Source organism: Lentzea chajnantorensis, assembly GCF_054300775.1.
This window is the reverse complement of sequence record NZ_JBSDZT010000002.1, coordinates 6,585,523-6,608,193: the sequence shown is the minus strand read 5'-3', so window position 1 is coordinate 6,608,193 and position 22,671 is coordinate 6,585,523. Positions and strand designations below refer to the sequence as shown.

The window sequence follows — 22,671 nt, the reverse complement described above, 5'->3', positions numbered from 1 at the left end:
CGTCGGTTGCGCGATCATCCACAACCGGTGGCGCGGCGGTGGGTCAGGCCGTGTCGTACTGCGTGGGTCCCACGACCGCGGTGCAGCACCCGGGGTTCGCCCACCCCTGCGCCGTGAGGTTCCACGTGACCCGCACGCCTTCGGTGAAGTCGTAGTTGCAGGTCTTGGACGTGTTGTCGCCCTTGCTGTTCACGCACTCGCCGGTCCTCGCCCCCGCCTTCCAGAACACCACGGCGGCCCGGCCGTCGGCCTCGTCGTCCCAGACCGTGAACGAGTCGCCGTAGCTCGTGAATGTCGCGTGCGCGAGCCGGTTCGGCCATGTTCCGTACACGTTGCTGCTGGAATCGGCCATCGCGGGCGTTGCCATGCCGGCGGCAACCGCCACCGCGACGACAGCGGACACCCCGAACTTCTGCGACAGACGCAAGGTCATCACTCCTCAGTGGACTCCGTTTGACTGAACAACTATGTATTCGACGTCACCGGTCATCGAGCTGATAGCCCGGATGTACGCACCGCAACGGCCATCAGGGTGAACTTGGACTGCGCGCAGTGGACGCTCCGTACACGCGGATGCTGTTCAGAAAAGCTTGTCCCACGGGTTGGAATGATGGCTTCTGTGGAATTGGGTCGACCTGCCAGACTTTGCGGGGAAAGGCTCGACTCGCATTGAAAAAATGAGCCAAAATGAGGTCGCCGCACCTTTGTTCGAATGCTGTTGTTCGTTGAATCGCACTGGGAGACGAATGTGGCCAGCACAGCACCCCCGCTCGTCGGCGGCAGCACCACCGTGCTGCCTCAGCCCCGGGCGGGCGCGGAACCCCTGTCGCGGCTGGCGGCCGAGGACCTCGACACCCTGCTGATGATCCGGCACTTCGAACTGGCCCTGCTGGAGCTGTTCTCGCAGGGTCTGCTGCACGGCACCACGCACACCTGCCTGGGGCAGGAGTACATCCCCGTCGCGCTCTACGCACTGCTGGACGAGGGCGACCACGTCTTCAGCAACCACCGCGGCCACGGCCACTACCTGGCCCGCTTCCGCGACCCGCACGGCCTGCTGGCGGAGATCATGGGACGCGAGGGCGCTGTGTGCAACGGCGTGGGCGGCAGCCAGCACATCCTCCGCGACCGCTACCTGTCCACCGGCGTGCAGGGCGAGAGCCTGCCGGTGGCCGCGGGGGTCGCCCTGCACCTGCGGCGGACCGAGCCAGGACGGATCGCGGTGGTGCACGTCGGCGACGGCACGTGGGGCGAAGGCGCGGTGTACGAGGCGCTGAACATGGCCCAGTTGTGGGGGCTGCCCCTGCTGGTCGTGGTCGAGAACAACAGGATCGCCCAGTCCACCCCGACCGAGCAGCAGATGGCCGGCACCATCCAGGCGCGTGCGGCGGCCTTCGGCATCCGCCACCACCACGTCACCTCTCACGACGTCGCCGTGGTGCGCCGGGAGCTGTCCGGCCTGGTCGACGACGTCCGCACCCGGCACCAGCCCCTGGTGGTGGAGTTCAGCACGAACCGGGTGGGCCCGCACAGCAAGGGAGACGACTCCCGCCCCGCCGAGGTGATGCGGCACGCGGCCGAGCACGACTGGTACCGCCGGTACGAAGCGCAGCACCCGGAGCAGTTCGCCGTGGCCGACCGGAACCAGCGACAGGCGATCGCCGAGGTCGTGCGCGAGGTCCAGGCCCGCCCCGCGTCCCGCTGGGAGCACTCGTGACGAGGCCGGAACGGGTGATCGGCAACCTCAACCGGGCCCTGCACGCGCTCCTCGACGACGACCCCCGCGCCTACGTCATCGGCGAGGACGTCGCCGACCCGTACGGCGGCGCCTTCAAGGCCACCCGCGGCCTGTCGGACCGCCACCCGGAACGCGTGATCTCCTCGCCGATCAGCGAGGGCGGCATCGTGGGCGTCGCCGCGGGGCTCGCGCTGACCGGCAACCACCCGGTCGTGGAGATGATGTTCTCCGACTTCGCCGCGCTCGCCTTCGACCAGCTCCTGAACTTCGCCAGCAAGTCCGTGTCGATGTACGGGCGCACCGTTCCGATGAGCATGGTGGTCCGCTGTCCCACCGGCGGCAACCGCGGCTACGGGCCGACCCACAGCCAGAGCCTGCAGAAGCACTTCATCGGCATCCCCGCGCTCAGCCTGCACGAGATGTCGCCGTTCCACGACAACGCGGACGTCCTCACCGCCATGCTCTCCAGCGAGCAGCCCTGCATGTTGTTCGAGGACAAGACGCTCTACGCCCGCACGATGCACCAGGGCGGGATCGTCGACGACCTGTTCCGGTACGAGCTGCTCGACGACCCGAGCCGGACCGCGCGCGTGTTCCCCGTGGACTGCGCCGACCCGGACTGGATCATCCTGGCCCCCGGCGGCCTGACCGAGCGAGCCGTCGCCGCCATGCGCACCCTGCTGCTGGAGGAAGAGGTCACCTGCGAGCTGCTGGTGCCCTCCCGGCTCCACCCGTTCACCGTCGAACCGCTGCTGGAGACGTTGTCCCGCGCCCGCCGCATCTGCGTCGCCGAGGACAGCGCGGCCGGTGGCACCTGGGGCGAGATGCTCGCCCAGCAGCTGCACCAGCACCTGTGGCACCGGCTGGCCCAGCCCGTGCTGCTGCTCAGCGCCCGGCCGAGCGTCATCCCCACCGCCGCCCACCTGGAGCACACCGTCCTGCTCCAGGCGCCCGCACTGCGCCGCGCCCTCACGGAGGCCTCCCAGTGATCAGCGTCAAGCTGCCCACCCTCAACACCAACGACGCGGGCTACGTCCTGGTCGAGTGGCTCGCCGAGCACGGCGCACGCGTCGAGAAGGGGCAGCCGCTGGTGGTGGTCGAGACCTCCAAGGCCCAGGAGGAGATCGACAGCACCGCCGACGGCATCCTCCACACCCTCGTCGCGGACGGCGCGGACTGCCGCCCCGGTCAGACCGTCGCCCACCTCTTCGCCTCCGCGGACGAGCACCGCGCCTACCTCTCCGCACCGGCCGCCGCCCCCGCGGCACCGCCGGAGCCGGCCACCGGTGCCGGTCTGACGCTCACCAAGGCGGCGCGCGCCCTCGCGGACCAGCACGGCCTGACCGACGACGACCTGCGCGGACTGGGCCGCACCGTGATCCGCGCAGCCGACGTCGAAGCGCTGCTGCCCAGCCCCGCACAAGCCGATGCCCCCACCGGCCAACGGCTGTCGGCGCAGCAACGGGCGGTGAGCGCCGTGGTCACCGAGTCGATGCGCACCATCCCGGCCGCCGCCGCCTACGCCAAGGTCGACGTCGGCCAGGCCCAGGACCTCGCCCGGCAACTGCGCCGGCGCACCGGCAGCGTCGTCTCCCTGGTCGGCCTGCTCGTCAAGGCGGTGGCGGACCAGCTCCCGGCACACCCGAGCCTGTTCACCCGGCTCCTCGACGACGGCACCGTCCAGCCCGCCGCCAGCGCGCACGTCGCGGTGGCCGTGGACGCCGGAAAGGGCCTGTACACCCCGGTCGTGCACAACACCGCCGCGCTGGGCGTCACCCGGATCGCCGACCTGATCACCGAGTTCCGCGACAAGGCCGCCCGCGGCACCTTCCGGGCCGACGAGCTCACCGGCGCCAACATCCTGATCGCCCCGCACACCACCGACGGCGTGGTCTTCGCCACCCCCATCGTCTTCCCCGGCCAGACCTGCGCGCTCTCCCTGGGCGGCATCGACGAACAGCTCGTCCTCGACCAGCAGGGCAGGCCGGAAGCCCGCCGGTTCGCCCACCTCGGTCTGGTCTACGACCACCGCGTGGTCAACGGCCGTGACGCGATGGTCTTCCTCGGTGACCTCAAACGAGCCCTGGAGGCACCGGCCGCCCTCGCGGCCGCCACCCCGTGAAGAAGCCCGTCGGCGGCATTCGGATGCCGCCGGTGATGACAGCCATGCCGAGAAGTTCTGGTCAGTCCCGAGGAGCTGCTGCCCGATGGAGAAGTTCGCCCTGCTGTGCGACGCCGTCGCCCACGTCCACGCCGGCCGCTCCGCGCAGGCCCGTCCTGCGCTGGAGACCCTGCAGAAGTTGCTCGGGCCCGAGGTGCGGCCGCAGGACGCGGCGTACGAGTTCTACCGGGCCGCACTGGTCAACCGGGTCGAGGAGCACGGCAGCCCCTCGGAGACCAACCTGTACCGGCAGGACTACGACCAGCCGCAGATCGACCTGTACTACCTGCTCACCACCCACCTGCCGTTCATGGACACGAGCCGGGTCGTCAACGAGCTGCTCGCCGGGCAGGTGGGCACCGCCGAGGACTTCGCCCTGATGTCGGTCGGCATCGGGCACGGCCGCCAGGAGAGCGCGCTGCTGCGCGGTCTCGCGACCGGCAACCCGGGACTGCGCCGCTGCACGGTCATCGGTGTCGACCCCGACCGGGAGAGCCTGGCCACGGCCGAGCGCACCCTGCGGCAGGTTGCGGCCGAGCACGGTGTCGAGCTGGACTTCCGCCCCGTGGCGAAGGTGGCGGAGGACCTCGACGACGCCGACTGGATGGGCCTGTCCCACATCGACGTCCCCTTGGTGGTCAACGCTTCTCTCGCGCTGCACCACATGCAGGACCCGAGCCCGGGTCACGACGCCAGGGACGAGTTCTTCCAGCGGTTGCGCGAGCTGAACCCGTGCGGGCTGGTGCTGAACGAGTTCGACACCGACCACCACGAGGTGTCCTTCCCGCAGCGGTTCTTCAACTCGTGGCGGTTCTTCGGCACCATCCTGCGCGCCATCGAGGCCGCTCCGGCCACCCAGCAGGAGAAGGACCACATGAAGACGTTCTTCGCCCGCGAGATCATGAACATCGTCGGCTCGCGCACCGACGACCAGCGCTTCGAGCGGCACGAGCCGGCCGCCACCTGGATCACCCGGCTGCGCCGCTGCGGCTTCGAGCCCTACGGTGACGCCCCGGGGCTCCAGGCACACCCGCTCCCCGAGGACTTCACGGTGCGCGTCCTGCCCGAGCAGGTCCGGCTCGGTTATCGCGGCACCACGGTCTGCTCGGTCATCGGCGCGCGTCCTGCCGGATGAGGCACACCGGCGCCTGACCGGGATGTCCAGTGTGGACGGTGAGGGCCGTCCACCTGAACGTCCGGAGAAGAGCCGCTGCGGGTCCTGCGGTTCACCATCTGCTGTGGAGGGCGGCACGAGAAGAACGGAGCTGCACAGCTGAACCTCGCTGATAGCGTCGTTCGGGAGATGCCGCCTTTCCAGGCGCGGCCGGTTGCAGCCGAGAGGATGTCCGAATGACGTCACCCGATGACCTCGCGCGAGTGGTGGTCGGCCACCTGTCGGCCGCGCTCGACGTGCCCGTCGCCGAGATCGCCCTCGACGCACAGCTCACCCACCTCGAGAACGCCAGCTCGCTGCGGCTGCTCACCGCGGTCACCGCCATCGAGGACGAGTTCGCCCTCGAACTGGACCCCGACACCCTGGTGCGGGTGCGGACCGTGGCCGATCTGGCGAACCTGGTCGAAGCCGGGATCCGCTCCTCCGGGGCGCGCTGACCGGTTCGCGGCCGCCGTGCGTGATCCGGGCCCGGACTTCGCGGTCGTTCCGTTTATCGGAACAGGAGATGGTCGACACCCTGCGTCCTTCCTACGGTGAACCGGCGTTCGCACCGTCGTGACGGCACATCGGGACCAGGTGGAGGAAAGTCCAATGGGGCTGGAAGTCGACACGGCCACCCCTCCCGGTTCACGGAACGAAAAGCCGGGACTCCGCTGGCTCGCCGAAACCCAGGAGCTCCGCACCATGGCCGACCTGCTGCCGGTCCTCGCGCAGCGGACGGCCGGGGAGCTGGTCTTCCCGGAGCTGAACACCTCGCTGGCCCACCGGGAGATCCCGGCACGGGCGTACGGGGTCGCTGCGGAACTGCGCCGCGCGGGTCTGGACGACCGGCCCGGCCACCGGGTGGGAATCCTCGCCGCGACGTCGCCGGAGTTCGTCTCCGCGCTCTTCGGGGTGTTCGCCGCGAACGTCGCGGCGGTGCCGATTCCCGTGCCGTCGTTCGCAGGGGGACTGGAGTCCGCTCTGGAACGGATGGACGCGCTGGTCCGCAGCGCGGACCTCCGGTGCGTCCTGGTGGGACCGCCGTTCGACGAGTTCGCTGCCGCCGTGCAGGAGCGGTACCCGGACGTCGCGGTGGTGCGCATCGCCGACTGCGCACCGCAGCCGGAAGTCCCGCGGTCCGCGACACCGAAACCGCAGGACCTGGCCGTGGTGCAGTTCAGCTCCGGGAGCACCTCCTCGCCCAAGGGGGCGATGATCGAACACGGTGCCCTGGTGGCCAGCGTGCTGGGCACAGCGGAGCGGGGCGGTGTGGAGGACGGGGACGCCGCGATGGTGTGGGTGCCGCTGTTCCACGACTTCGGACTCGTGACGCTGCTGACCCACCTGGTGACCGGCAGCGACCTGCACATGTTCAGCCCCGTGACGTTCGTCCGGCGCACCGCGGAAACCCTCCGGTACTTCGCCGACCAGCGCATCGCGTTCTTCACCGGCCCGAACTTCGCCTACGACCGCATCCTCGACGCGGCCGCGGCCGGGCGGCTCGACGGCATCGACCTCACCGGGTGGAAGGCCGCGATCAACGCCGGTGAACCCGTTGCCTCCTCGACGCTGCGGCGGTTCGACGAACTGCTCGGCCCGCTCGGCGCCCGCCCGACCGTCATGACGCCGGGCTACGGTGCGGCGGAGTTCTGCGTGGGGATCTCGCTGCAACCCGCCGGCCGTGTCGCGAAGGTCGTCCACGTCGACCGGGCGTCACTGCGGGACGGTGGCCGGGTGGTGGTCCACGACGGCCCAGAACCCGGTGCGGTGCCCGTCGTGTCGCAGGGTCCCGCCTTCCCCGGCGTCGAGTTCCGGATCACTGACGGCGCGGGCGGGGTGCTGGGCGAAGGGCACTTCGGTGAGATCGAAGCACGGGGGGCGAACATGCTGCGCGGCTACCTCGACGACCGCGCCGCCACCGACGCCGCGATCCGGGACGGCTGGTTCCGCACGCAGGACACCGGGTTCGTGCTCGGCGGTGAGCTCTACGTCTCCGGCCGGCGAAGTGACATGATCGTGGTGGCCGGCCGGAACTTCCACGCCCACGACGTGGAGACGGCAGTCCGCGACCTCGACGGCGTCTACCAGCGTCACGTGGTCGTCGTGGCGGACGTGTCCCGTGAGCGCATGGTCGTCGTGGCGGAGACGCAGACCGACGACCAGGCCGCCTTGGTCGCCGGCATCCGTGCCCGGATCGCCGATGAGGTCGGGCTGGCCGACGTCGACGTCCGGCTCGTCGCGCGGGGGTGGCTGCCGCGGACCAGCAGCGGGAAGTGGCGTCGTGGTGAGGTGCGCGAGCGGCTCTTCGCCGACAGCGGGGTGTGACCCGGTGTCCCGCGTCTTCGCGCTGAGTCCGAACCAGACCGACAACGACTCGATGCTGGCCGCGCTGGTTCGAGGAGACGCGGTTCAGCAGGTCGTGCTGTCGACCGGGCTCCGGGTCTGGGTCGTGGCCCGCTACGCCGAGGCGAAAGCCGTCCTGCTGGACAGCCGGCTGAGGAAGGACCCGGCGACGCTGTCCGATCCCGCCCACCTGTTCGACGGGGGCAGGCACCCCGAGGACAGCTACGCGGTGCTGGGCCGGCACGTGCTGAACACCGACGGAGCCGACCACCGCCGCCTGCGGGAGCTGCTCACCAGGTGCCTGGCTCCGAAGGCCGTCGACCGGCGCCGTCAGCGGATCACCGAGATCGTCGCGACCAGCCTCGACACCCTGGCCGCAGCGACAGCGCCCGACCTGGTGACCGCGTTCGCCGGGCCGGTGCTGACGTCGGTGATGAGCGAGGTCATCGGAATCGAGAAGTCCCTCCTCGACCGGTTGCTCCCCGCTGTGCGAACAGTCGTCGCGGACGCAGATCCGCGGAGCGCGGAGGCGCGGGAAGCCGCGGACGCGCAGCAACAGCTCATCCTGGAGGCGATCGACGACCACGACCGGTTCCCCGGCACCGACACGTTGCTGAAGCTGGCTTTCCGCGACTACCACCCCGGCGGCAGGCTCAGCCTGGCCGAGGTGATGTCGATGGTCGCCCTGACCGTGTTCGCCGGGACCACGACCTCCACGACGCTGCTGGCTCACACCGCCGCTCTGGCGTCCACCAGGGAAGACCTGCTCGAAGCGATCACGGCCGGTCCGGCGTCGTGCTCGGCGGTGCTCGCGGAGGTCTTGCGCCGGTACCCGCCGACGCCGTGTGCGACCTGGCGGTTCGCCGCCGAGGACGTGGAGGTGGGCGGGGTCACGATCCCGCGCGACGCCACCGTTCTCGTGGTGGTCGCCGCCGCCAACCGCGATCCGTCGGCCTACCCGGACGCGGATCAGCTCGTCGTGCCCCGCCCCGGCAACACCGGTCACATCGGCTTCGGGCACGGCCCGCACTTCTGCGCGGGTGCGCCGTTGGCACTGACCACGGCGAACACCGCGCTCCCCGCGCTGTTCGCGCGGTTCCCGCGGCTGTCCCTCGCCGTCCCGCTCGAAGACCTGCGCTGGACGACGAACCTGGGTGACCGCACCCTGTTCTCCGTCCCGGTCCGCCTTCGACCCGACGAGCGACCGGCATGAGGGTCGAGCGCACCGTCCGGATCAGCGCTGCGACGACGTGGCTGCCCGACGAGCGCTACCCGGCGGCGAGTGCCGTCGCAGCGGGAGCGGTCACCGCGGAACAGGCCGCCGGGGCCGCGTGCTCCGAGGTGCCGGTCGGCGCCGCGGTACCCGCCTGGTGGATGGGGTGGCAGGCAGCCCGGCAGTGCCTCGGCGACCACGGCGTGCATCCCGCTGAGATCGACCTCGTCACCTACGCGGGCATGACTCCGGGAGAGGAAGACCCCTGGTCGCCCGCGCACCGGCTCGCCAGGGTGCTCGGCGCGTCCAGGGCGGTCGCGATCGGGCTGGCGCAGATGTCGAACGGCGGTGCCGCGGGAATCGGCTGGGCCACCACTTTGATGCAGGCGGACGACAGCGTCCGGCACGCGTTGTGCACCACCGCGGGCAACTTCAGCGCGCTCCCGTACGACCGGTGGCGAACGGCTCCCGCCACCGTCTTCGGGGACGGCGCGACCGCCGTTCTGCTGGGCCGCGACGAGGGCCCGCTGATCATCCGCTCCGTCGGCTCGGCGGGCCGCCCGCAGCTCGAGGAGACCTTCCCGGCCTTCCACCCGTTCCGCCCGCTGCCCGAGCCGGTCTCCGGTCCCCAGGAGGACGCGCTCGGGTTCGCGGCGAACCTGAAGGGCTCCCGCGAGGTGATCCAGGAGGCCGTCGGCACCGCGCTGACCGACGCCGGTCTGGGGGACGAGGACACGGCCCGCGACCGCATCGCACTCGTCTCGTCGAACCGGCTGGGTGCGCAGGTGACGGACCAGGTCGTGCGACGTGCCCTGCCACGTGCGCTGCGCGACCGCTACCGCGCGTTCGGGGCGGACACCGGGCACCTCGGGGCCGGGGACCTGCCGGCGAACCTGGCTGACGTCCTGGCGGGTGACCTGCTGGGAGCCGGTGAGTGCGCGCTCCTGATCGGCACGGGCGCCGGAGCGACCGCCTGCGCGATCGTCGTCGAACGCGAGTAGCCGGGACGGCGACACCGACTGGCCGGTCTCGTGGTGCGCAGGTCCACGAGGATTCCGGATTCGGCGGAAACCTTTCCCGCAGCAGCGGCAACTTGCACGTAGGTCGGAAGACGATCACCGATCTCGGTGCCGTGCCAAGGCACGGCAGACTCAAGGAGCGCTGCTATGAGCAAGACCGGGTCCACTGCGGACCGCCGGGCCGGTGGACCGCGGGACGCAAGCACCACCGCGGCCGGTTGACGGTGATCACCGCGGCGCTGGGGGTGTCGGCGCTGGCCGGTGCGTACCTCGGGGTGGTGTGGGGCGACTCGGAGCCGGTGGCCGTCGACGCCGGTGCGTACTACCGGTTCGTGTCGGTGCGCAGCGGCAACGCGCTGGACGTGGCGGGAGCGGACGGCGTCCGGATTCAGCAGGAGCAGCGCAGCCCTGACGCGGCGAGCCAGCAGTGGCGGCTGAAGCCGGTGGACGGCGGCTACCACCAGCTGGTCAACAACAACTCTGCGATGACCTGCAGGACATCGTCGAGGTCGTCGTCGGACAACCCGGCCAGGACCTGCCGCGCCAGGGCTCGGATTCCGGCGACGTCGCACACCGGCTCATGGACTTCACCGCGATGTTCGCGCGGGTGCTGGACCTGCTCGAGCCCGGTGACTGGGAGCGCATGCTCCCCGTTTCGCACCCGGAAGCGGTCGAGCATTCTGTGCGCTGGGCCGGCGGTGCACACGTTGCACGAGCTGCGGCACCACCTGCTGGACATCCGCCGCCGGTTCGACCGGTCACCGCGATGACGAACTGACCACAGGACGCGGGTCGCTCCAGCGGAACAGGTCGATGAAAGCGGCGAGGGCCGGCACTCGAGTCAGCAGGGAGAACACGCCGTACCCCAGCACACCGCCGACCACGTTGAAGAGCAGATCGTTCACGTCGGCCAGGTGGCCACCGCCCCAGAGGTTGCCGGTGAAGAACTGGCTCAACTCGATCACCGCGCTGAATGCCGTTGACGCGACTAGCACACGCCACCACGAAGGTGTGGCCAGAAGTAGCGGCACGATCATGCCCACAGGCATGAACACCAGGATGTTCGTCACCGCGTCACCCACGTCGTAGCCGTCGACCAGTCCGAAGTAGACCTTCCATCGCGCTTCCGTCGCCGGCGCGCTCAGGTAGATCGGGAACACCGTGTTCGCAACGACTCCGGCGACGTACACGCAGAGCGCGAGAGCGACACCGGCACGCGGCACCGTTAGACGGCCACGACGGTGCAGGACCCACAGCAACGCCAGGAAGGCCACCGCCGCCAAGGGAACCACCACCGGAAGCACCGGCACAGGATCGAACACGTCCACCCGGCATCAAGTCCTTTCAGGATTCACCGCACGGCCTTGGATCATCAGCGACGATCGCCCTGCGGGCGACCGCGCATCCTGCCACCGACTCCCTCATTGCGCAAATTTCCTCCCTTTCAGCAAATCCACCGTCTCGAATGGGCACCCGATCGTGTTGCGCGTGCTTTCTGCGAGTCGAAATGCTGTCCGACGTGCGAAAGCTGGTCGCGCCAGAACGAGATCCCCTGGCGTCGCAATGTCGACGCCCGGCACACCGACTCCCCGTCCACAGCAGAACCCGTCATCACCAGTACAGGGTCTGCTGCACCGACAGGTGACATCTGAGTTGGCTTGCCGTGATGGTGAGCTGGGAAGATGTCGCTGTGCCCAAGCCCCACCCCCGGGAGTTCCGCGACGATGTCGTGCGGGTCGCCCGTGACCGCGAGCCCGGCGTGACCGTCGAGCAGATCGCGAAGGGCTTCGGGGTTCACCCGATGACCTTGTTCACGTGGCTGCGGCAAGCCGAGGTCGAGGAAGGCACCAAGCCCGGTGCGAGCAGGGCCGAGTCAGCGGAGCCGCGGGAGGCGCGCAAGCGGATCAAGCTGCTGGAACAGGAGAACGAGGTCCTGCGCCGGGCGACGGCGTACTTGTCCCAGGCGAACCTGCCGGGAAAAGGCTCTACCCGCTCGTGAACGAGCTCGCCGCCGACGGTATCCCGGTCGCGGTGACGTGCCGGGTCGTGAACATCGCTCGACAGCCGTACTACCGCTGGCGTGCCCAGCCGGTCACCGACACAGAACTCGGGCGGGCCTATCGGGCGAACGTGTTGTTCGACGCGCACCGCGACGATCCGGAGTTCGGCTACCGGTTCCTGGCCGACGAGGCCCGCGACGCCGGCGTGGCGATGGCGGACCGGACCGCGTGGCGGATCTGCTCGTCCATGGGCTGGTGGAGCGCGTTCGGCAAGAAACGCGGCCGCAACGGCAAGAAGACCGGCCCGCCGGTCCACGACGACCTGATCCGCCGCGACTTCACCGCCGCCGCGCCGAACCGGTTGTGGCTGGCCTACATCACCGAACACCACACCGCCGAAGGAAAGCTGTATCTCTGCACGGTCAAGGACGCCTGTTCCAACCGGATCGTGGGCTACTCCATCGACTCACGGATGAAGTCCCGTCTCGCCGTCGCCGCGCTCCCCCTGCCGCAGGGTAGCTCCCCGATTCGCTCCACGGTGTTTTCGTCCATGCCGACATGGACGAACTCGTCGAGCAGGCCGTGTTCGCCGATCACACCAAGCGCCGCGCAGCGGGCCTCCAGCAACTCCCGTGCCGAGGTCACGACGTGCTGCAGCACCGCTTGCAGGCTCAGGTCACTGGCCACTACGGCGTGCGCGTGCAACAGCTGCCGCAACCGGCCCTGAGTGGCGAGCACGTCCTGCGCCCGCGCCGACACCTCGTCGAGCAGTTTCTCCAGCTCCAGGCGTGGCAGATCAGCGGACGGCAACTGGAACCCACCCTGCGGCGGGCCGTCCGAGCTGTCAGCGGCACTGAAGGCGTTCGGCATGGCGTCCACGTCCCGTCGACCCTGGCGCGTGTCAGCGGGGTCCGGGCCAACGTAACAACACCTGGTGGAGCCGGGAGGTCACCCGGTCACCCTCGAACCTACGCCGAGCACGCTGGTAGCGATACCGTTTCGCGTCGCTGATCGCCACGGCGACAGGGTGCGAGTCTGCTGAGCGAAGTCCGCAGCGGAAGTCCCGCCGATCGTCACCCTGAACAGCGTCCGGTTCTCGGCTGGCTGCTTCCTGGTCACCAGATGTCCGCCTTCGGTTTCCCAGCGTTCTTCCGCCGGCTCAGCCTGGCGGGTCCTGGAGATGAGCACAGGGCTGAGGTGGTGGGCGTCCAGCGGCACGCCGTTGCCAGCCAGGATGGCCGCGACGCTCGCGGTCGAGTCGTGGCCGGTGGCGGACGCGTGCCGCACCCTCCGGGACGCCAGGCGGCACGACGAGCAGGCTGACCCGCCGGTGATCGGACCCGATCACCACGACGGTGTGCGGGTCGATCGATCGATCGGAAGCCTTCGAACCGGACCATTCAACCGTCGACGGGTGTTTTCCTTGCCACTGTGGTCCAGGTGTCGAGACGGTATGACACACGGTTGACCGGACCGAGCCGTGCGCCGAGCGCGGTGACCAGCACGGGGAGCTCGGCTGCCAGCTCGTCCGACCACGGCCACCAGCCGCCGTCGACGGGCCCGAGTGCCGCCCCAGGCGGTTTCAACTGCAAGCGCAACGCGAGACCGCGCCGGTCAGCCGGTGCCGTGCGGGGGGACTGAGCTGATCCGAGACCATCGCGACGCTCCTGTCTCCGGTTCACCCGATGAGTGGGCGCCGGTGATCGCTCCTGCGCCTGAGGCGGCACCAACGACACCGCCGTCCCTCCTTCGCCTCCGGTGCCCTCAGCCCACGCCGAGAACCCTCAGGCAGCGCCGGTAAGGGGACGAACACGACGTGCCGTGCACACGGCCGGGCGTCTTGCGCGTGTGCGGCCGGCCGGCACCGGGGCACGCGATGATCGAACGTTGTCCGGACAAGGGAGTATCGTTCCCAGAAAGTGCCCTGGACCCCGGCATGACGACATCCGACCGGGGGAATTCCCATGGCGCGTCTTGATCAGCTTCCCGCTACCACGGCGCGGTCGCGGGGATCGCGGAACCCCGCCGGAGCACGGTCGCGTCCGTCCAGCACACGGTCGGGCTGGGCCTGTTCAGCGCGGCGGAAGCCGACCTGATGATCGACCGGATCCTCGCGCTCACGACCAGGGACACAGCGCAGGCCTTTCCAGACAGTCCCAATGGAACAATCACGTGACTGCTGTGTCCGCGAACGTCCGGCCGCTGGCGATCCGCTCCCGCTTGTGCCCGGCACGACGTGTTGCACGGTCAGATCGACATTTCAGCCAGAGTGATCTGGATCTTCGACGAGCGTGACTGGGCCTCCGTGGTGCGCTCGACCGTCCGCCTCACAAGCAACCGGGCAGGCGCAACGTTGCCCGATCAAGGAGATGTCCCCATGACACCCCTCCTCCAACACGTGTCGACGGGCCGTCCGGCACGCGCAGCTGCTGTCCGGCCAGACTTCCAGCCAGATGGGGAGGTTCTGACCGTCACGGTGTGCCCTGCCCCGCCCGATGCGGTCGTACTCGCGGTGTGCGGCGAGGTGGACTCGTCCAGCAGCCCGCTGCTGCGTGATCGTCTCCTCGATCACGTGCGACCCACTTGCCCACAACTGGTGGTAGACCTCACCGAAGTGACCTTCTTCGGTGCAGCCGGTATCACCGTCCTGGTCGCTGCCAGGGAAGCTGCGGAGACGGCGGGCATCAGGATGTGTCTGGTCGCATGTACACGCGTGGTGTTGCGGCCACTGACGATCACCGGACTGGACAGCGTGTTCGACGTCTGCCCCGACGTCGAACACGCCCGGCTGCGCATGACCGAGGTCGCCGCGCAGATCATCGGTCGATCCGTTGACGATGACGGCATCCTGCCGCGGCCACGCACGGGGCACCGTGCACCATCCCCGGTGTGACCTCAGAAACCAGCATCATCAACAACGTCGTCTACCTGGACGGGCGGCATGCCGCGTCCCCGACCACGCTGGCCGACACCTTCCGAATGCTGGAGCGGCAAGCCAGCAGCATGGCCTGGATCGGCCTGTACCGACCGGCCGAGGCACAGCTGGTGGACGCCGCCGGCCAGCTCGGGCTGCACGGACTGGCGGTAGAGGACGCCATCACAGCCCACCAGCGCCCGAAACTGGAACGCTACGACGACACCCTGTTCGTGGTACTGCGCTCGGCCGACTACCGCGATGACACCGAGCGGGTCGAGTTCGGTGAGCTGCACCTGTTCGTGGGTCCCAATTTCGTGCTCACCGTGCGGCACGGCGAGACACCGGATCTGGCCGGCGTGCGGCGCCGGTTGGAGGCTCGGCCCCACCTGTTGCGGCTGGGCCCCGAGGCGGTGCTTTACGCCGTGCTGGACGCGGTGGTCGACGGCTGCACACCCGTAGTGTCCGGCCTGCACAACGACATTGAAGAGATCGAGTCCGAGGTGTTCAGCCGCGACCCGAACGCCTCCCGGCGAATCTACGAGCTGTCCCGTGAGGTGATGGAGTTCCAACGCGCCACCCGCCCGCTGCTCACGATCCTCGACAGCCTCTCGGCCGGGTTCGCCAAGTACGGCATCGACGAGGAACTGCGGCGCCATCTGCGCGACGTGGCCGACCACGCCACCATCGTGGTCGAGCAGGCCGACAGCTTCCGCGGCATGCTCGCCGACGTCCTCGCCGTCAACACCACTCTGGTCACCCAGGCGCAGAACGAGGAGATGCGGCTTCTGGCCGAAGCCAGCAACGCACAGAACGAGCAGATCAAGAGGGTTTCCTCGTGGGCGGCGATCCTGTTCGCTCCCACGCTGATCGGCACGATCTACGGGATGAACTTCCACCACATGCCCGAGCTGAGCTGGCTGTGGGGATACCCGTTCGCACTGCTGCTCATGGCGCTGGTGTGCACCGGCCTCTACCTGGTTTCCGGCGTCGCGGCTGGCTTTGACACAGTCGCCGGGCAGCCGGAGCCGACCGTCCTGTGTGGATCAGTCAGCGAGCGGTTCTTGATGCGTGTTCTCCGCTGCCACAACAGATCCAGCGTCTGGCTCTCCGCCGCGGTGGTTCCAGACGTCGCGCAGGACGACCTGGATGACGCCGGTGACCGGGATGGCGAGCAGTGCGCCGAGTATTCCGGCGAGTTCGGTCGCCAGCAGCAAGGCGACGAGCACGGTCAGCGGGTTGAGCTTGACCGTCCTGGAGAAGATCACTGGTTGCAGGAGGTGGTTCTCCAGCTGCTGGTAGACGATGAAGAAGATGATCACGGTGATGGCCGCGGGCAGCGAGCGGATGAGGGCGGCGATGCCGGCGACCACCGCGCCGAGGGTGGCGCCCACCAGTGGGATCAGGTCGGCGATCGCGACGAAGACCGCGATCAGTTCGGCGAACGGCACTCCGAAGATCTTTAGCACGATGTAGGTGAGCACGCCGCAGATGACGCTGATGAGCAGGTTGCCGGAGATGTGGCCGGTGATGGTCTTCGTGCACTCGCGGCCTACGCGGTGAATGCGGTCCGCGCGGTGCGGCGGGAACAGTGCGAGGGTCCCGTCGATCACTTCGGGGCCTTGCAGCACCGCGAGGTAGGACAGGACGAAGATGGAGATGGTCGCGACGATTCCGGTGACCGCGCTGCGCAGCAGGTTCAGCGCCGGCGTGCCGAGTCCGGTCGCGAACTGCCGGATGCGTTCCTCGTTGTCACGGGCGAACTCCAGCGCGTTGGTGCGCTCCAACAAAGTCCCGATGGGGCCTCTGCCGCCGCGTGCGTCCGCGATCATGTCCGGCAACCGGGTCGCCAGCTGCGTGCCCTGCTCGGCCAGCGGTATGGCGAAGAGGGTGAGCACGCCGCCGAAGACCAGGAAGACCACGAGGAACACGACCAGCGTCGCCAGCGAGCGGCGGCACCATCTGACGTGGTTCTGCAGCCAGTTCACCGCCGGGTAGAGCGCGACGGTGAAGACGACCGCGATGAGCATCCACACGAGCACTCGTTGGACGTGCATGACGAACACCACGGCCACAACCGTGGTCAGGGTCAGCCCGATGGTCGCGAGGATGGTCCGCACGGGAACCGTGTATGCGCGCTGGTTCGGCAGCATGCCGACCACTCCCGTCCCGGTCGGCGGACAACCGTTCACGGGGAACGCCGAGAACGGCGCTGGTCCGGCTTCCGCGAAGTGCTCTCGGTACCGTCGAGCTACGCCCGTGGGCTGTGCGGCGCCCCTCTACGGGCGTCAGGCTTTGTCGACCCGCATCAGTTCGGCGACCTCCGGCGATCGCGCGATCACCTGCTGCGCGATGTCCGACAGCAGTTGGTTGCTGTTGCGGGCATGGGTGCGCATCAGGGAGAACGCGTCCGCGACATCGATCTGCAGGCGCTCGGTCAGGATGCCCTTGGCCTGTTCGATGACGATGCGGCTGTTGAGCGCGTTCTGCAGCTGTTCGGTGACCATCTCGCTGTGCCGGAGCGCGCGAACCTGGAGCATGCTGATCGTCGCCACGTTGGCGAAGGACTGCGCCAGCTCGACCGCGTCCTCCGGGATGGCGCCGGGCGAGGTCCGGAACAGGTTCAGCGCGCCGATGATCTGCTCACGCAATCGCATCGGCACCGCGTGAACGGCGGAGAACCCCTGCTCACGTGCCGCGCCCGCGAACCGGGGCCAGCGCTGCGGCTCCTGCGCCAGGTCCACGCACTCCACCGGCTGCCCGGTGTGGAAGCAGTCCAGGCACGGGCCCTCCTCGTCCTGCAACTGGAACAGCTCCAGCATCCGGGCCTGCTCGGTGGACGCCGCCACCAGGTTCAGCGCACCTCGCTGGTCGGCCAGCAGGATTCCGACCGCGTCCACCTCGAGCAGCTCGACGCAGCGTTCGGTCAGGGTGTGCAGGAAGTCGATGGCGTCGAACCGCAACACGAGCGTGTCCGCAAGCTCGACGAAGGTCTGAGTGATCCGCCGGTCCAACACGTGACTCACCTCTGTTTCTCATGGTCGGTATCCGGGGTGAATCTCAGTCTGCGCGCGACCACGTCCGCCGCTACCTCCGACAGACGCAGGCCGGTGAGGTACGCGTGCGCGCGCAGCCGCAGGAACGCCTCACCGAGATCGGTGTCCAGCTGCACCGACACCATGCCGGTGGCCTGGTGCACCACACCCCAGCGACGCTCCGGCTCAGTACCCCACAGATCACCGCCGTCCAGCGCCGCCGGCGCCGCGGACCGGCCGAGCAACAGCGCTGTCGCGGTGTCCGCGAACAGCAGCGCATCCGCGAGCTCATCCGGCGACAACGGGCCGTCGACATCCCGGCAGATCTCCAACGCGCCCAACGCGATCGCCCCCATCGTCAGGGGGATCACGAACACCGCCGCCACCCCCGCCGCGACGGCGGCCGGGGCGAACACGGGCCAGCGCTGCGCACTCCACCCGTTCGCCAGGTCGGGCACCAACACCGGCTGGTTCTGCCGCAGAGCCTCCGATACGGGCCCCTCACCCATCGTCACCTGCAGCTCGGCCATCTCCTCGCCCGCCGTCCCGATGACTTCGAGCGGTTGCACGGTACCGGCCAGGTAGACCCCGACGCCGGCCGCGTTCAGGCCTGCCCGGCAGGCAAGACAAACATGACGGACACCCGTGGGCTCCTGGTCCGCTCTGGCGATCTCATTGATCACCACGAGGATGTCGAGATGCCGATTCGTGCCCATGCTGGTCACTCCTCGCCATTGTGATCTCGTACGAACGAAAGCCTAGCCCCCAGGTGGCCTGCCAAACGGGCGGACGCGCGCCGAGATCAGGTAGGTGGTTTGACGGATACCGGCGCTCGGAAGGAGGAACGCGTCCTGACCGCGGGTGCTATTCGTGCTCGGGCAGCCGGGGCACAGACCTCAGCGCGCGGTTGCTGCGTGGTTCAGTCCGGGTCTTGGCCTCGTCGACCTGACGGACGAGTTCGTCGCGTACCTCGTTGAGCGCCCCTGGCAGGTCGCGCTCCGACGACGTGGCGACGAGATGCAGGCGAGGAGTGCGGTTGATCCAGCATTCGAGGGTGACTCGCTGCTCGACGCCCTTGCGGTCCTTCACGCTGATTTCCAGGTCTATCTGGTCGTCGCGGAACGACCGCAGTCGCGAACCGAGGGCGGCGAGGCGTTCCACGACCCATCCTCGTTCTGACGCGAGGAAGCCGGTGGCGAGGTGCAGGCGCTGGGCGACAACAGCTGTGTCGTCCGGGGTTTTGTTCATGCGACTATTAGTCCTTTGTGGATGGTTGTGCTCGACGGACACGGTGGCGTGTGCAAGATTCGCGCCGGCCTGGCCTGGACTGCTCCTTTTGTCACCGTCCGATGGAGCACATCACTCCCGCTCGGGGCACGCCACGGGTTGGGAACGGGCGGCCGTTGAAGGAGCGAGCTCGGCAGTGGCCGACGGGGCCGTGTCGGAGGATTGTGACTGTACGGGCCTGATGGCGCACGTATCGGTCATGAACACCCCCCTTTCAGGCAGGGGGCTTGCACACCTCACACTACGCCTCACGTGGGTGGATGGCGCGGTGGTGCCCATCGCGCCGCACTCGGCCCAGCGCTCCTGCGGTTCGCTCGGCAGGTCCGCGGACGGGTGAGGCGACGTGCGGGCCTTCCCGGAGGGAAGCCCGCACGTCCTTTCCGGATCTGACTACCCGGTGCAGTTGGGCACTGCCGGGGTGCTGCCGACGCAGTTGTTCGGCGTGTTGGCGCTGATCGGCGAGTCGGTCGTGGTCATGGTTCCGCCGTTGCGGTAGACGCCCCCCGCGGTCAGCAGCGCGAGGTTCCCGGACACGGCGGTCTGGGTCATGGTGGTCGCGGTGGATCTGACGGCCGCGATGCCGCCACCCTGTGAGCCGGTGTTGCCGATGATCGGCATCGGGCTGCCGGAGACGCCGGTGGTTGTCAGCGTGCCTCGGAGACCGTTGTAAATGCCGCCGCCGCGCAGCAGAGCCGTGTTGCTGAACACCGGGCTTCGGGTGAACGTTGCGGCCGGCGCTGTGCCGGAAGGGGTGTCAGCGTTGGCCAGTCCACCACCGTTGAGTGTCGCCGTGTTGCCGCTCAAGCTGCTGCGGGTGAAGGTCACCGCGCCGCGGTTGAGGATGCTGCCACCATGGCCTACGACGCTGCCGTTGGTGATCGCGACCGACGTGGTGAGGGTGAGGTTGCCGGTGGTGCTGACCTCGGCGATGCGGAAGAGCAGCAGTGAGGAGCGGGTGATCGTCGCAGGGCCGATCATCTCGATCCGAGTGGTGATCACCGGCAGTCCGTTGGCCAGGCCGCCATGGGGCGAGGTCAGACCGTAGGTGCAGCCGCTCGTCAGGACGAGGGTGTCCGTCGCGGTCGTGGAGTTGGCGAGGCTCACCGCGTCAACGAGAGCGTTCTCGCTGCACGCCACGGGGATGGTGATGGCCTGTGCCACCGGGGTGACGACGGTCAAACCCCCGATGACGACGATGGTTCCAATCAGGGCGTGGATGGTCGTGCGGAGCTTTCGCATGACTACTTCTATTCCTGGGGCAAATTGTTGTACGAAAAAACCTCGGCTCGCGTCTGACACGCTACCGAGGTCTTGAGCAACAACCCACAACCTACTCCTCCGAGATGTTCCTGTACACCTCGGTGACTCGAACGGTTCTGTCGTGAATTGCGGTCTCTTGAAAATCTCCTACCGATTCCCCATGGCGTAAAATACGTGAACGGACCGCGTCGATCAGTACTTGTCGTTGTCGTGCGGGGCTCGTGGCTGGGCGGTCGGCGTCGGCGCGGACCGCAGTGGTGCTGACGGACCGGTGGTGGCGTAAGTGGCAATGCTCGCGGCTAGTTCCTGCGCGCCGGCGTGGGAGGCGTGCCGTTCCGCTTGCCGGCCGAGCGGACGGATGCGATCGCGGACTCGTGCCGAGGCCAGGGTCTCGGCGGACGCCAGCGCGCGGAATCCGATGTCGACGCCGATGTCGAGGTCTCGGTCGAGCAGGTGGTTGATCGACAGCAGGACGAGGCTGAACGCACGGCTGCGGGTCATGTCGTCGTCGTAGTCGTCGGTCGCTTCGATGAGCAACGGAATCGCGATTCGGGTGTGGCGAGGGCTCACTGTTCGGGCGAGATCTGTGTGCACGGCGCCGGCGACGGCTGACAGATCGGTCGTGGTGAAGAACCTGGCCCAGTCGGGCACCTGGGTGTGGTCGGCGGCCGCGAACTGGTCCCGGCCACGGTCGAGCTCGGCGAGCGCCTGGTCGCCGGCCCCGTGCTTGGCATGGGTCCACGCCGAGTTCACCGACAGAATGCTGGCCGCGATCTCGTTGCCCGGCCGCGTCGCCGCGAGCTGGCCGAGCCGGAAGTAGTCCAACGCCTCGTCAAGGCTCTCGTGGTGCAGGCACACGCGGCCGAGCCGATAGCAGATGTTGGCGATCAGCCCGTCGTGCCGGCCCCACCCGGCGAACACAAGTGCTCGGGTGAACTGCACGCGGGCGTTGCTGACCAGACCGGCGTCGAAGCACACCCAGCCGGCGAGGTTGTGCAGGTCGGCCAGCGCGACATGCAGCCGCCGCCGCACTTTCTCGGTGGCTGACGCGTCGAGCATCAGCAGCCCTTCCCGCATCCGGGTGCGGACCGCGTCGAGACAGGAGTCACCGCCTTGCCGGTAGTCCAGCGCGCGCAGAGCGTGCGTGTCCGCCTCCAGCCGAACGACGTCGGAGACGTCAATCGATCGCGGTGAACGTTCGTGAGCAGGGGAGGAATCCGGGATGGCCATGGCGGCACTCCTGACAGCGCGACTGAGAAGTGGGCGCCGCCGGGGGCCGGAGCGGATAACGCAGCCCTCTCGCCGATGACCGGGTCATCACCGGGCCTGGAGCTTGACCTGTGCCTTCGCCGAAGGGACTCGGCTGCTTTCGAAAATAACCGAGCTGCGCCGTGAATGCTGCCACCGAATGGTGTGGCTGCGGATGACGCCAAACGGGTGTGAGGGTCAGGAAGTGGTGGTCTTGAGGTTGCGGGCCAGTCGTTCCGGCCTCGGCCAGCGGACTTTGGTGGCCCAGCCGAGCTTCTCGAAGACCCAGATCAGTCGCGCGGAGATGTCGATCTGGCCGCGGCGGACGCCGTGACGGGCGCAGGTGGGATCGGCGTGGTGGGAGTTGTGCCAGGACTCACCCATGGACAGGATCGCCAGGGGCCAGAAGTTTGCGGACTTGTCGCGCGCCTCGAACGGCCGGTCGCCGATCATGTGGCAGATCGAGTTGACCGACCAGGTGACGTGGTGCAGCACGGCGACGCGGACGAGACCGGCCCAGAAGAACGCGGTCAGCGCTCCCCACCAGCTCCAGGTGGCCAGCCCGCCGATCAGCGCGGGTGCGAGCAGTGTCACGGCGGTCAGTGCGGGGAACCAGCGGTTGACGCGCTGGATGTCCGGGTCGGCGAGCAGGTCGGGGGCGAAGCGTGCGGCATTGGTCAGTTCCCGGCGGAACATCCAGCCCAGGTGGGCGTGCCAGAACCCTTGGCCAGCGCGGTGGCCGAGGTGCCGAACAACCAGGGGGAGTGCGGGTCCCCTTCGCGGTCAGCGTAGGCGTGGTGGCGGCGGTGGTCGGCGACCCAGCCGATGATCGGGCCCTGCATGGCCATGCTGCCGGTCACCGCGAGCCCGATCCGCAGTGCGCGGTTGGCTTTGAAAGCACCGTGCGTGAAGTAGCGGTGGAATCCGATCGTCACGCCGAGACACGTGAGGGTGTGGAAGAAACGGCGAGACCGACGTCGACCCAGCCCAGACCCCAGCCCCACGCCAGCGGAACCGCTGCCGCCAGTGCCAGCGCTGGTATGACGGCGAACAACTTGACCAGGAACATCTCGGCCGGGGACTTCTCTCCGGCCAGCATGGGCTGCGGTGCGGCGTCGGCTTGACGGACGTTCGATTCGACTTGCGCACTCACGCTCGTACCTCCGGGGACGGCATACGTTCTCCGTCGCCGGGGTCCAGGGCGATCGGTGTGGGATTTGGCAGGTGCCGGATGTCAGGCGACCCGCGTCAGGTCGTCACACCGCCTGGATACCCGTGGTGTGGCGGTGGCAAAACC

22 protein-coding genes and 3 pseudogenes are annotated in these 22,671 nt (G+C 68.7%); 13 read left to right on the top strand and 12 right to left on the bottom strand.

Annotation, left to right across the window (positions count from 1 at the left end; translation table 11 throughout):
- Window positions 1–43 precede the first annotated feature (43 nt).
- Entirely contained in the window at window positions 44–433 is a 390-nt protein-coding gene (locus ACVDFE_RS31605; RefSeq protein ID WP_458433070.1) for a hypothetical protein, read from the bottom strand.
- A gap of 315 nt (window positions 434–748) precedes the next feature.
- Between ACVDFE_RS31605 and ACVDFE_RS31600 the strand changes: the two genes are divergently transcribed.
- The 9 genes from ACVDFE_RS31600 to ACVDFE_RS31560 all read left to right on the top strand — a co-directional run bounded on the left by ACVDFE_RS31600 (window position 749) and on the right by ACVDFE_RS31560 (window position 10,400).
- Complete coding sequence (locus tag ACVDFE_RS31600) at window positions 749–1,717, top strand: thiamine pyrophosphate-dependent dehydrogenase E1 component subunit alpha (RefSeq protein WP_360388087.1); 969 nt, start codon at window positions 749–751, stop codon at window positions 1,715–1,717.
- Window positions 1,714–2,727 (top strand): alpha-ketoacid dehydrogenase subunit beta, encoded by a 1,014-nt coding sequence (locus tag ACVDFE_RS31595; protein WP_360388090.1) that lies wholly within the window; start codon window positions 1,714–1,716, stop codon window positions 2,725–2,727. Before ACVDFE_RS31600 ends, ACVDFE_RS31595 begins: the two co-directional genes overlap by 4 nt.
- Window positions 2,724–3,860: a 2-oxo acid dehydrogenase subunit E2 gene (locus ACVDFE_RS31590; RefSeq protein WP_458433069.1), complete on the top strand. Its 1,137-nt coding sequence runs from the start codon at window positions 2,724–2,726 to the stop codon at window positions 3,858–3,860. The genes ACVDFE_RS31595 and ACVDFE_RS31590 overlap by 4 nt, the downstream gene beginning before the upstream one ends.
- 85 nt (window positions 3,861–3,945) lie before the next feature.
- Window positions 3,946–5,034: a GRAS family protein gene (locus tag ACVDFE_RS31585; RefSeq protein WP_458433068.1), complete on the top strand. Its 1,089-nt coding sequence runs from the start codon at window positions 3,946–3,948 to the stop codon at window positions 5,032–5,034.
- Between the two features lie 215 nt (window positions 5,035–5,249).
- Window positions 5,250–5,510 (top strand): acyl carrier protein, encoded by a 261-nt coding sequence (locus ACVDFE_RS31580; protein WP_360388099.1) that lies wholly within the window; start codon window positions 5,250–5,252, stop codon window positions 5,508–5,510.
- A gap of 154 nt (window positions 5,511–5,664) precedes the next feature.
- Entirely contained in the window at window positions 5,665–7,380 is a 1,716-nt protein-coding gene (locus ACVDFE_RS31575) for an AMP-binding protein (protein ID WP_458433066.1), read from the top strand.
- 4 nt (window positions 7,381–7,384) lie between these two features.
- The gene (locus ACVDFE_RS31570; RefSeq protein ID WP_458433065.1) at window positions 7,385–8,611 is read left to right on the top strand and encodes a cytochrome P450; all 1,227 of its coding nucleotides are present in this window, start codon (window positions 7,385–7,387) and stop codon (window positions 8,609–8,611) included.
- Window positions 8,608–9,612 carry a ketoacyl-ACP synthase III family protein gene (locus ACVDFE_RS31565; RefSeq protein ID WP_458433064.1) on the top strand — a complete coding sequence of 335 codons (1,005 nt, stop codon included), beginning with the start codon at window positions 8,608–8,610 and terminating at the stop codon, window positions 9,610–9,612. Before ACVDFE_RS31570 ends, ACVDFE_RS31565 begins: the two co-directional genes overlap by 4 nt.
- Window positions 9,613–9,854: 242 nt before the next feature.
- Window positions 9,855–10,400 carry an RICIN domain-containing protein gene (locus ACVDFE_RS31560; protein ID WP_458434428.1) on the top strand — a complete coding sequence of 182 codons (546 nt, stop codon included), beginning with the start codon at window positions 9,855–9,857 and terminating at the stop codon, window positions 10,398–10,400.
- On the opposite strand, the gene ACVDFE_RS31555 is transcribed toward ACVDFE_RS31560, so the two are convergent.
- Entirely contained in the window at window positions 10,389–10,958 is a 570-nt protein-coding gene (locus ACVDFE_RS31555; RefSeq protein ID WP_360388123.1) for a VanZ family protein, read from the bottom strand. The two genes, ACVDFE_RS31560 and ACVDFE_RS31555, sit on opposite strands and share 12 nt — an antisense overlap.
- Window positions 10,959–11,320: 362 nt before the next feature.
- On the opposite strand from ACVDFE_RS31555, the gene ACVDFE_RS31550 reads away from it, so the two are divergent.
- Together ACVDFE_RS31550 and ACVDFE_RS31545 are read left to right on the top strand one after the other, a co-directional pair.
- The gene (locus ACVDFE_RS31550; RefSeq protein WP_458433062.1) at window positions 11,321–11,629 is read left to right on the top strand and encodes a transposase; all 309 of its coding nucleotides are present in this window, start codon (window positions 11,321–11,323) and stop codon (window positions 11,627–11,629) included.
- A complete protein-coding gene (locus ACVDFE_RS31545) occupies window positions 11,626–12,357 on the top strand; it encodes a hypothetical protein (RefSeq protein ID WP_458433061.1) in 732 nt (243 codons plus the stop codon). The genes ACVDFE_RS31550 and ACVDFE_RS31545 overlap by 4 nt, the downstream gene beginning before the upstream one ends.
- Window positions 12,358–12,578: 221 nt before the next feature.
- Here ACVDFE_RS31545 and ACVDFE_RS31540 read toward each other — a convergent pair whose 3' ends face one another.
- From ACVDFE_RS31540 to ACVDFE_RS31530, 3 genes and pseudogenes are all read right to left on the bottom strand, one after another.
- Complete coding sequence (locus tag ACVDFE_RS31540; RefSeq protein ID WP_458434487.1) at window positions 12,579–12,917, bottom strand: hypothetical protein; 339 nt, start codon at window positions 12,915–12,917, stop codon at window positions 12,579–12,581.
- A gap of 49 nt (window positions 12,918–12,966) precedes the next feature.
- Window positions 12,967–13,092, bottom strand: a pseudogene (locus ACVDFE_RS31535) (hypothetical protein); the annotation flags it as partial.
- Window positions 13,031–13,312 (bottom strand): DUF5994 family protein, encoded by a 282-nt coding sequence (locus tag ACVDFE_RS31530; RefSeq protein WP_458434427.1) that lies wholly within the window; start codon window positions 13,310–13,312, stop codon window positions 13,031–13,033. The gene ACVDFE_RS31530 and the pseudogene ACVDFE_RS31535, both read right to left, overlap by 62 nt.
- A 554-nt stretch (window positions 13,313–13,866) precedes the next feature.
- Here ACVDFE_RS31530 and ACVDFE_RS31525 point away from each other — a divergent pair.
- Window positions 13,867–14,523 carry an STAS domain-containing protein gene (locus ACVDFE_RS31525; protein WP_458433059.1) on the top strand — a complete coding sequence of 219 codons (657 nt, stop codon included), beginning with the start codon at window positions 13,867–13,869 and terminating at the stop codon, window positions 14,521–14,523.
- A gap of 86 nt (window positions 14,524–14,609) precedes the next feature.
- A pseudogene (locus ACVDFE_RS31520) lies at window positions 14,610–15,464 on the top strand (magnesium and cobalt transport protein CorA); the annotation flags it as partial.
- Window positions 15,465–15,590: 126 nt separating this feature from the next.
- Here ACVDFE_RS31520 and ACVDFE_RS31515 read toward each other — a convergent pair.
- The 7 genes and pseudogenes from ACVDFE_RS31515 to ACVDFE_RS31485 form a co-directional block, all read right to left on the bottom strand.
- Window positions 15,591–16,574: an AI-2E family transporter gene (locus tag ACVDFE_RS31515; protein ID WP_458434426.1), complete on the bottom strand. Its 984-nt coding sequence runs from the start codon at window positions 16,572–16,574 to the stop codon at window positions 15,591–15,593.
- Between the two features lie 258 nt (window positions 16,575–16,832).
- The gene (locus tag ACVDFE_RS31510; protein WP_458433058.1) at window positions 16,833–17,561 is read right to left on the bottom strand and encodes a GAF and ANTAR domain-containing protein; all 729 of its coding nucleotides are present in this window, start codon (window positions 17,559–17,561) and stop codon (window positions 16,833–16,835) included.
- 5 nt (window positions 17,562–17,566) lie between these two features.
- The gene (locus ACVDFE_RS31505) at window positions 17,567–18,295 is read right to left on the bottom strand and encodes a GAF and ANTAR domain-containing protein (RefSeq protein ID WP_360388387.1); all 729 of its coding nucleotides are present in this window, start codon (window positions 18,293–18,295) and stop codon (window positions 17,567–17,569) included.
- Between the two features lie 148 nt (window positions 18,296–18,443).
- On the bottom strand, window positions 18,444–18,827 hold the full coding sequence (locus ACVDFE_RS31500) for an HPF/RaiA family ribosome-associated protein (RefSeq protein WP_360388145.1): 384 nt from the start codon (window positions 18,825–18,827) through the stop codon (window positions 18,444–18,446).
- Between the two features lie 429 nt (window positions 18,828–19,256).
- Window positions 19,257–20,165 carry a hypothetical protein gene (locus ACVDFE_RS31495; protein ID WP_458433056.1) on the bottom strand — a complete coding sequence of 303 codons (909 nt, stop codon included), beginning with the start codon at window positions 20,163–20,165 and terminating at the stop codon, window positions 19,257–19,259.
- 153 nt (window positions 20,166–20,318) lie between these two features.
- Complete coding sequence (locus ACVDFE_RS31490) at window positions 20,319–21,356, bottom strand: transcriptional regulator (RefSeq protein ID WP_458433055.1); 1,038 nt, start codon at window positions 21,354–21,356, stop codon at window positions 20,319–20,321.
- 216 nt (window positions 21,357–21,572) lie between these two features.
- A pseudogene (locus ACVDFE_RS31485) lies at window positions 21,573–22,473 on the bottom strand (acyl-CoA desaturase).
- Window positions 22,474–22,671: the final 198 nt, after the last annotated feature.

Excerpts from the sequence above, each read along its gene's own strand:
- ACVDFE_RS31565 (WP_458433064.1), top strand. The coding sequence starts at position 8,608 with ATGAGGGTCGAGCGCACCGTCCGGATCAGCGCTGCGACGACGTGGCTG.
- ACVDFE_RS31575 (WP_458433066.1), top strand. The coding sequence starts at position 5,665 with ATGGGGCTGGAAGTCGACACGGCCACCCCTCCCGGTTCACGGAACGAA.
- ACVDFE_RS31505 (WP_360388387.1), bottom strand. The coding sequence starts at position 18,295 with ATGGGCACGAATCGGCATCTCGACATCCTCGTGGTGATCAATGAGATC.
- ACVDFE_RS31585 (WP_458433068.1), top strand. The coding sequence starts at position 3,946 with ATGGAGAAGTTCGCCCTGCTGTGCGACGCCGTCGCCCACGTCCACGCC.
- ACVDFE_RS31515 (WP_458434426.1), bottom strand. The coding sequence starts at position 16,574 with ATGCTCATCGCGGTCGTCTTCACCGTCGCGCTCTACCCGGCGGTGAAC.
- ACVDFE_RS31605 (WP_458433070.1), bottom strand. The coding sequence starts at position 433 with ATGACCTTGCGTCTGTCGCAGAAGTTCGGGGTGTCCGCTGTCGTCGCG.
- ACVDFE_RS31580 (WP_360388099.1), top strand. The coding sequence starts at position 5,250 with ATGACGTCACCCGATGACCTCGCGCGAGTGGTGGTCGGCCACCTGTCG.
- ACVDFE_RS31490 (WP_458433055.1), bottom strand. The coding sequence starts at position 21,356 with ATGGCCATCCCGGATTCCTCCCCTGCTCACGAACGTTCACCGCGATCG.
- ACVDFE_RS31500 (WP_360388145.1), bottom strand. The coding sequence starts at position 18,827 with ATGAACAAAACCCCGGACGACACAGCTGTTGTCGCCCAGCGCCTGCAC.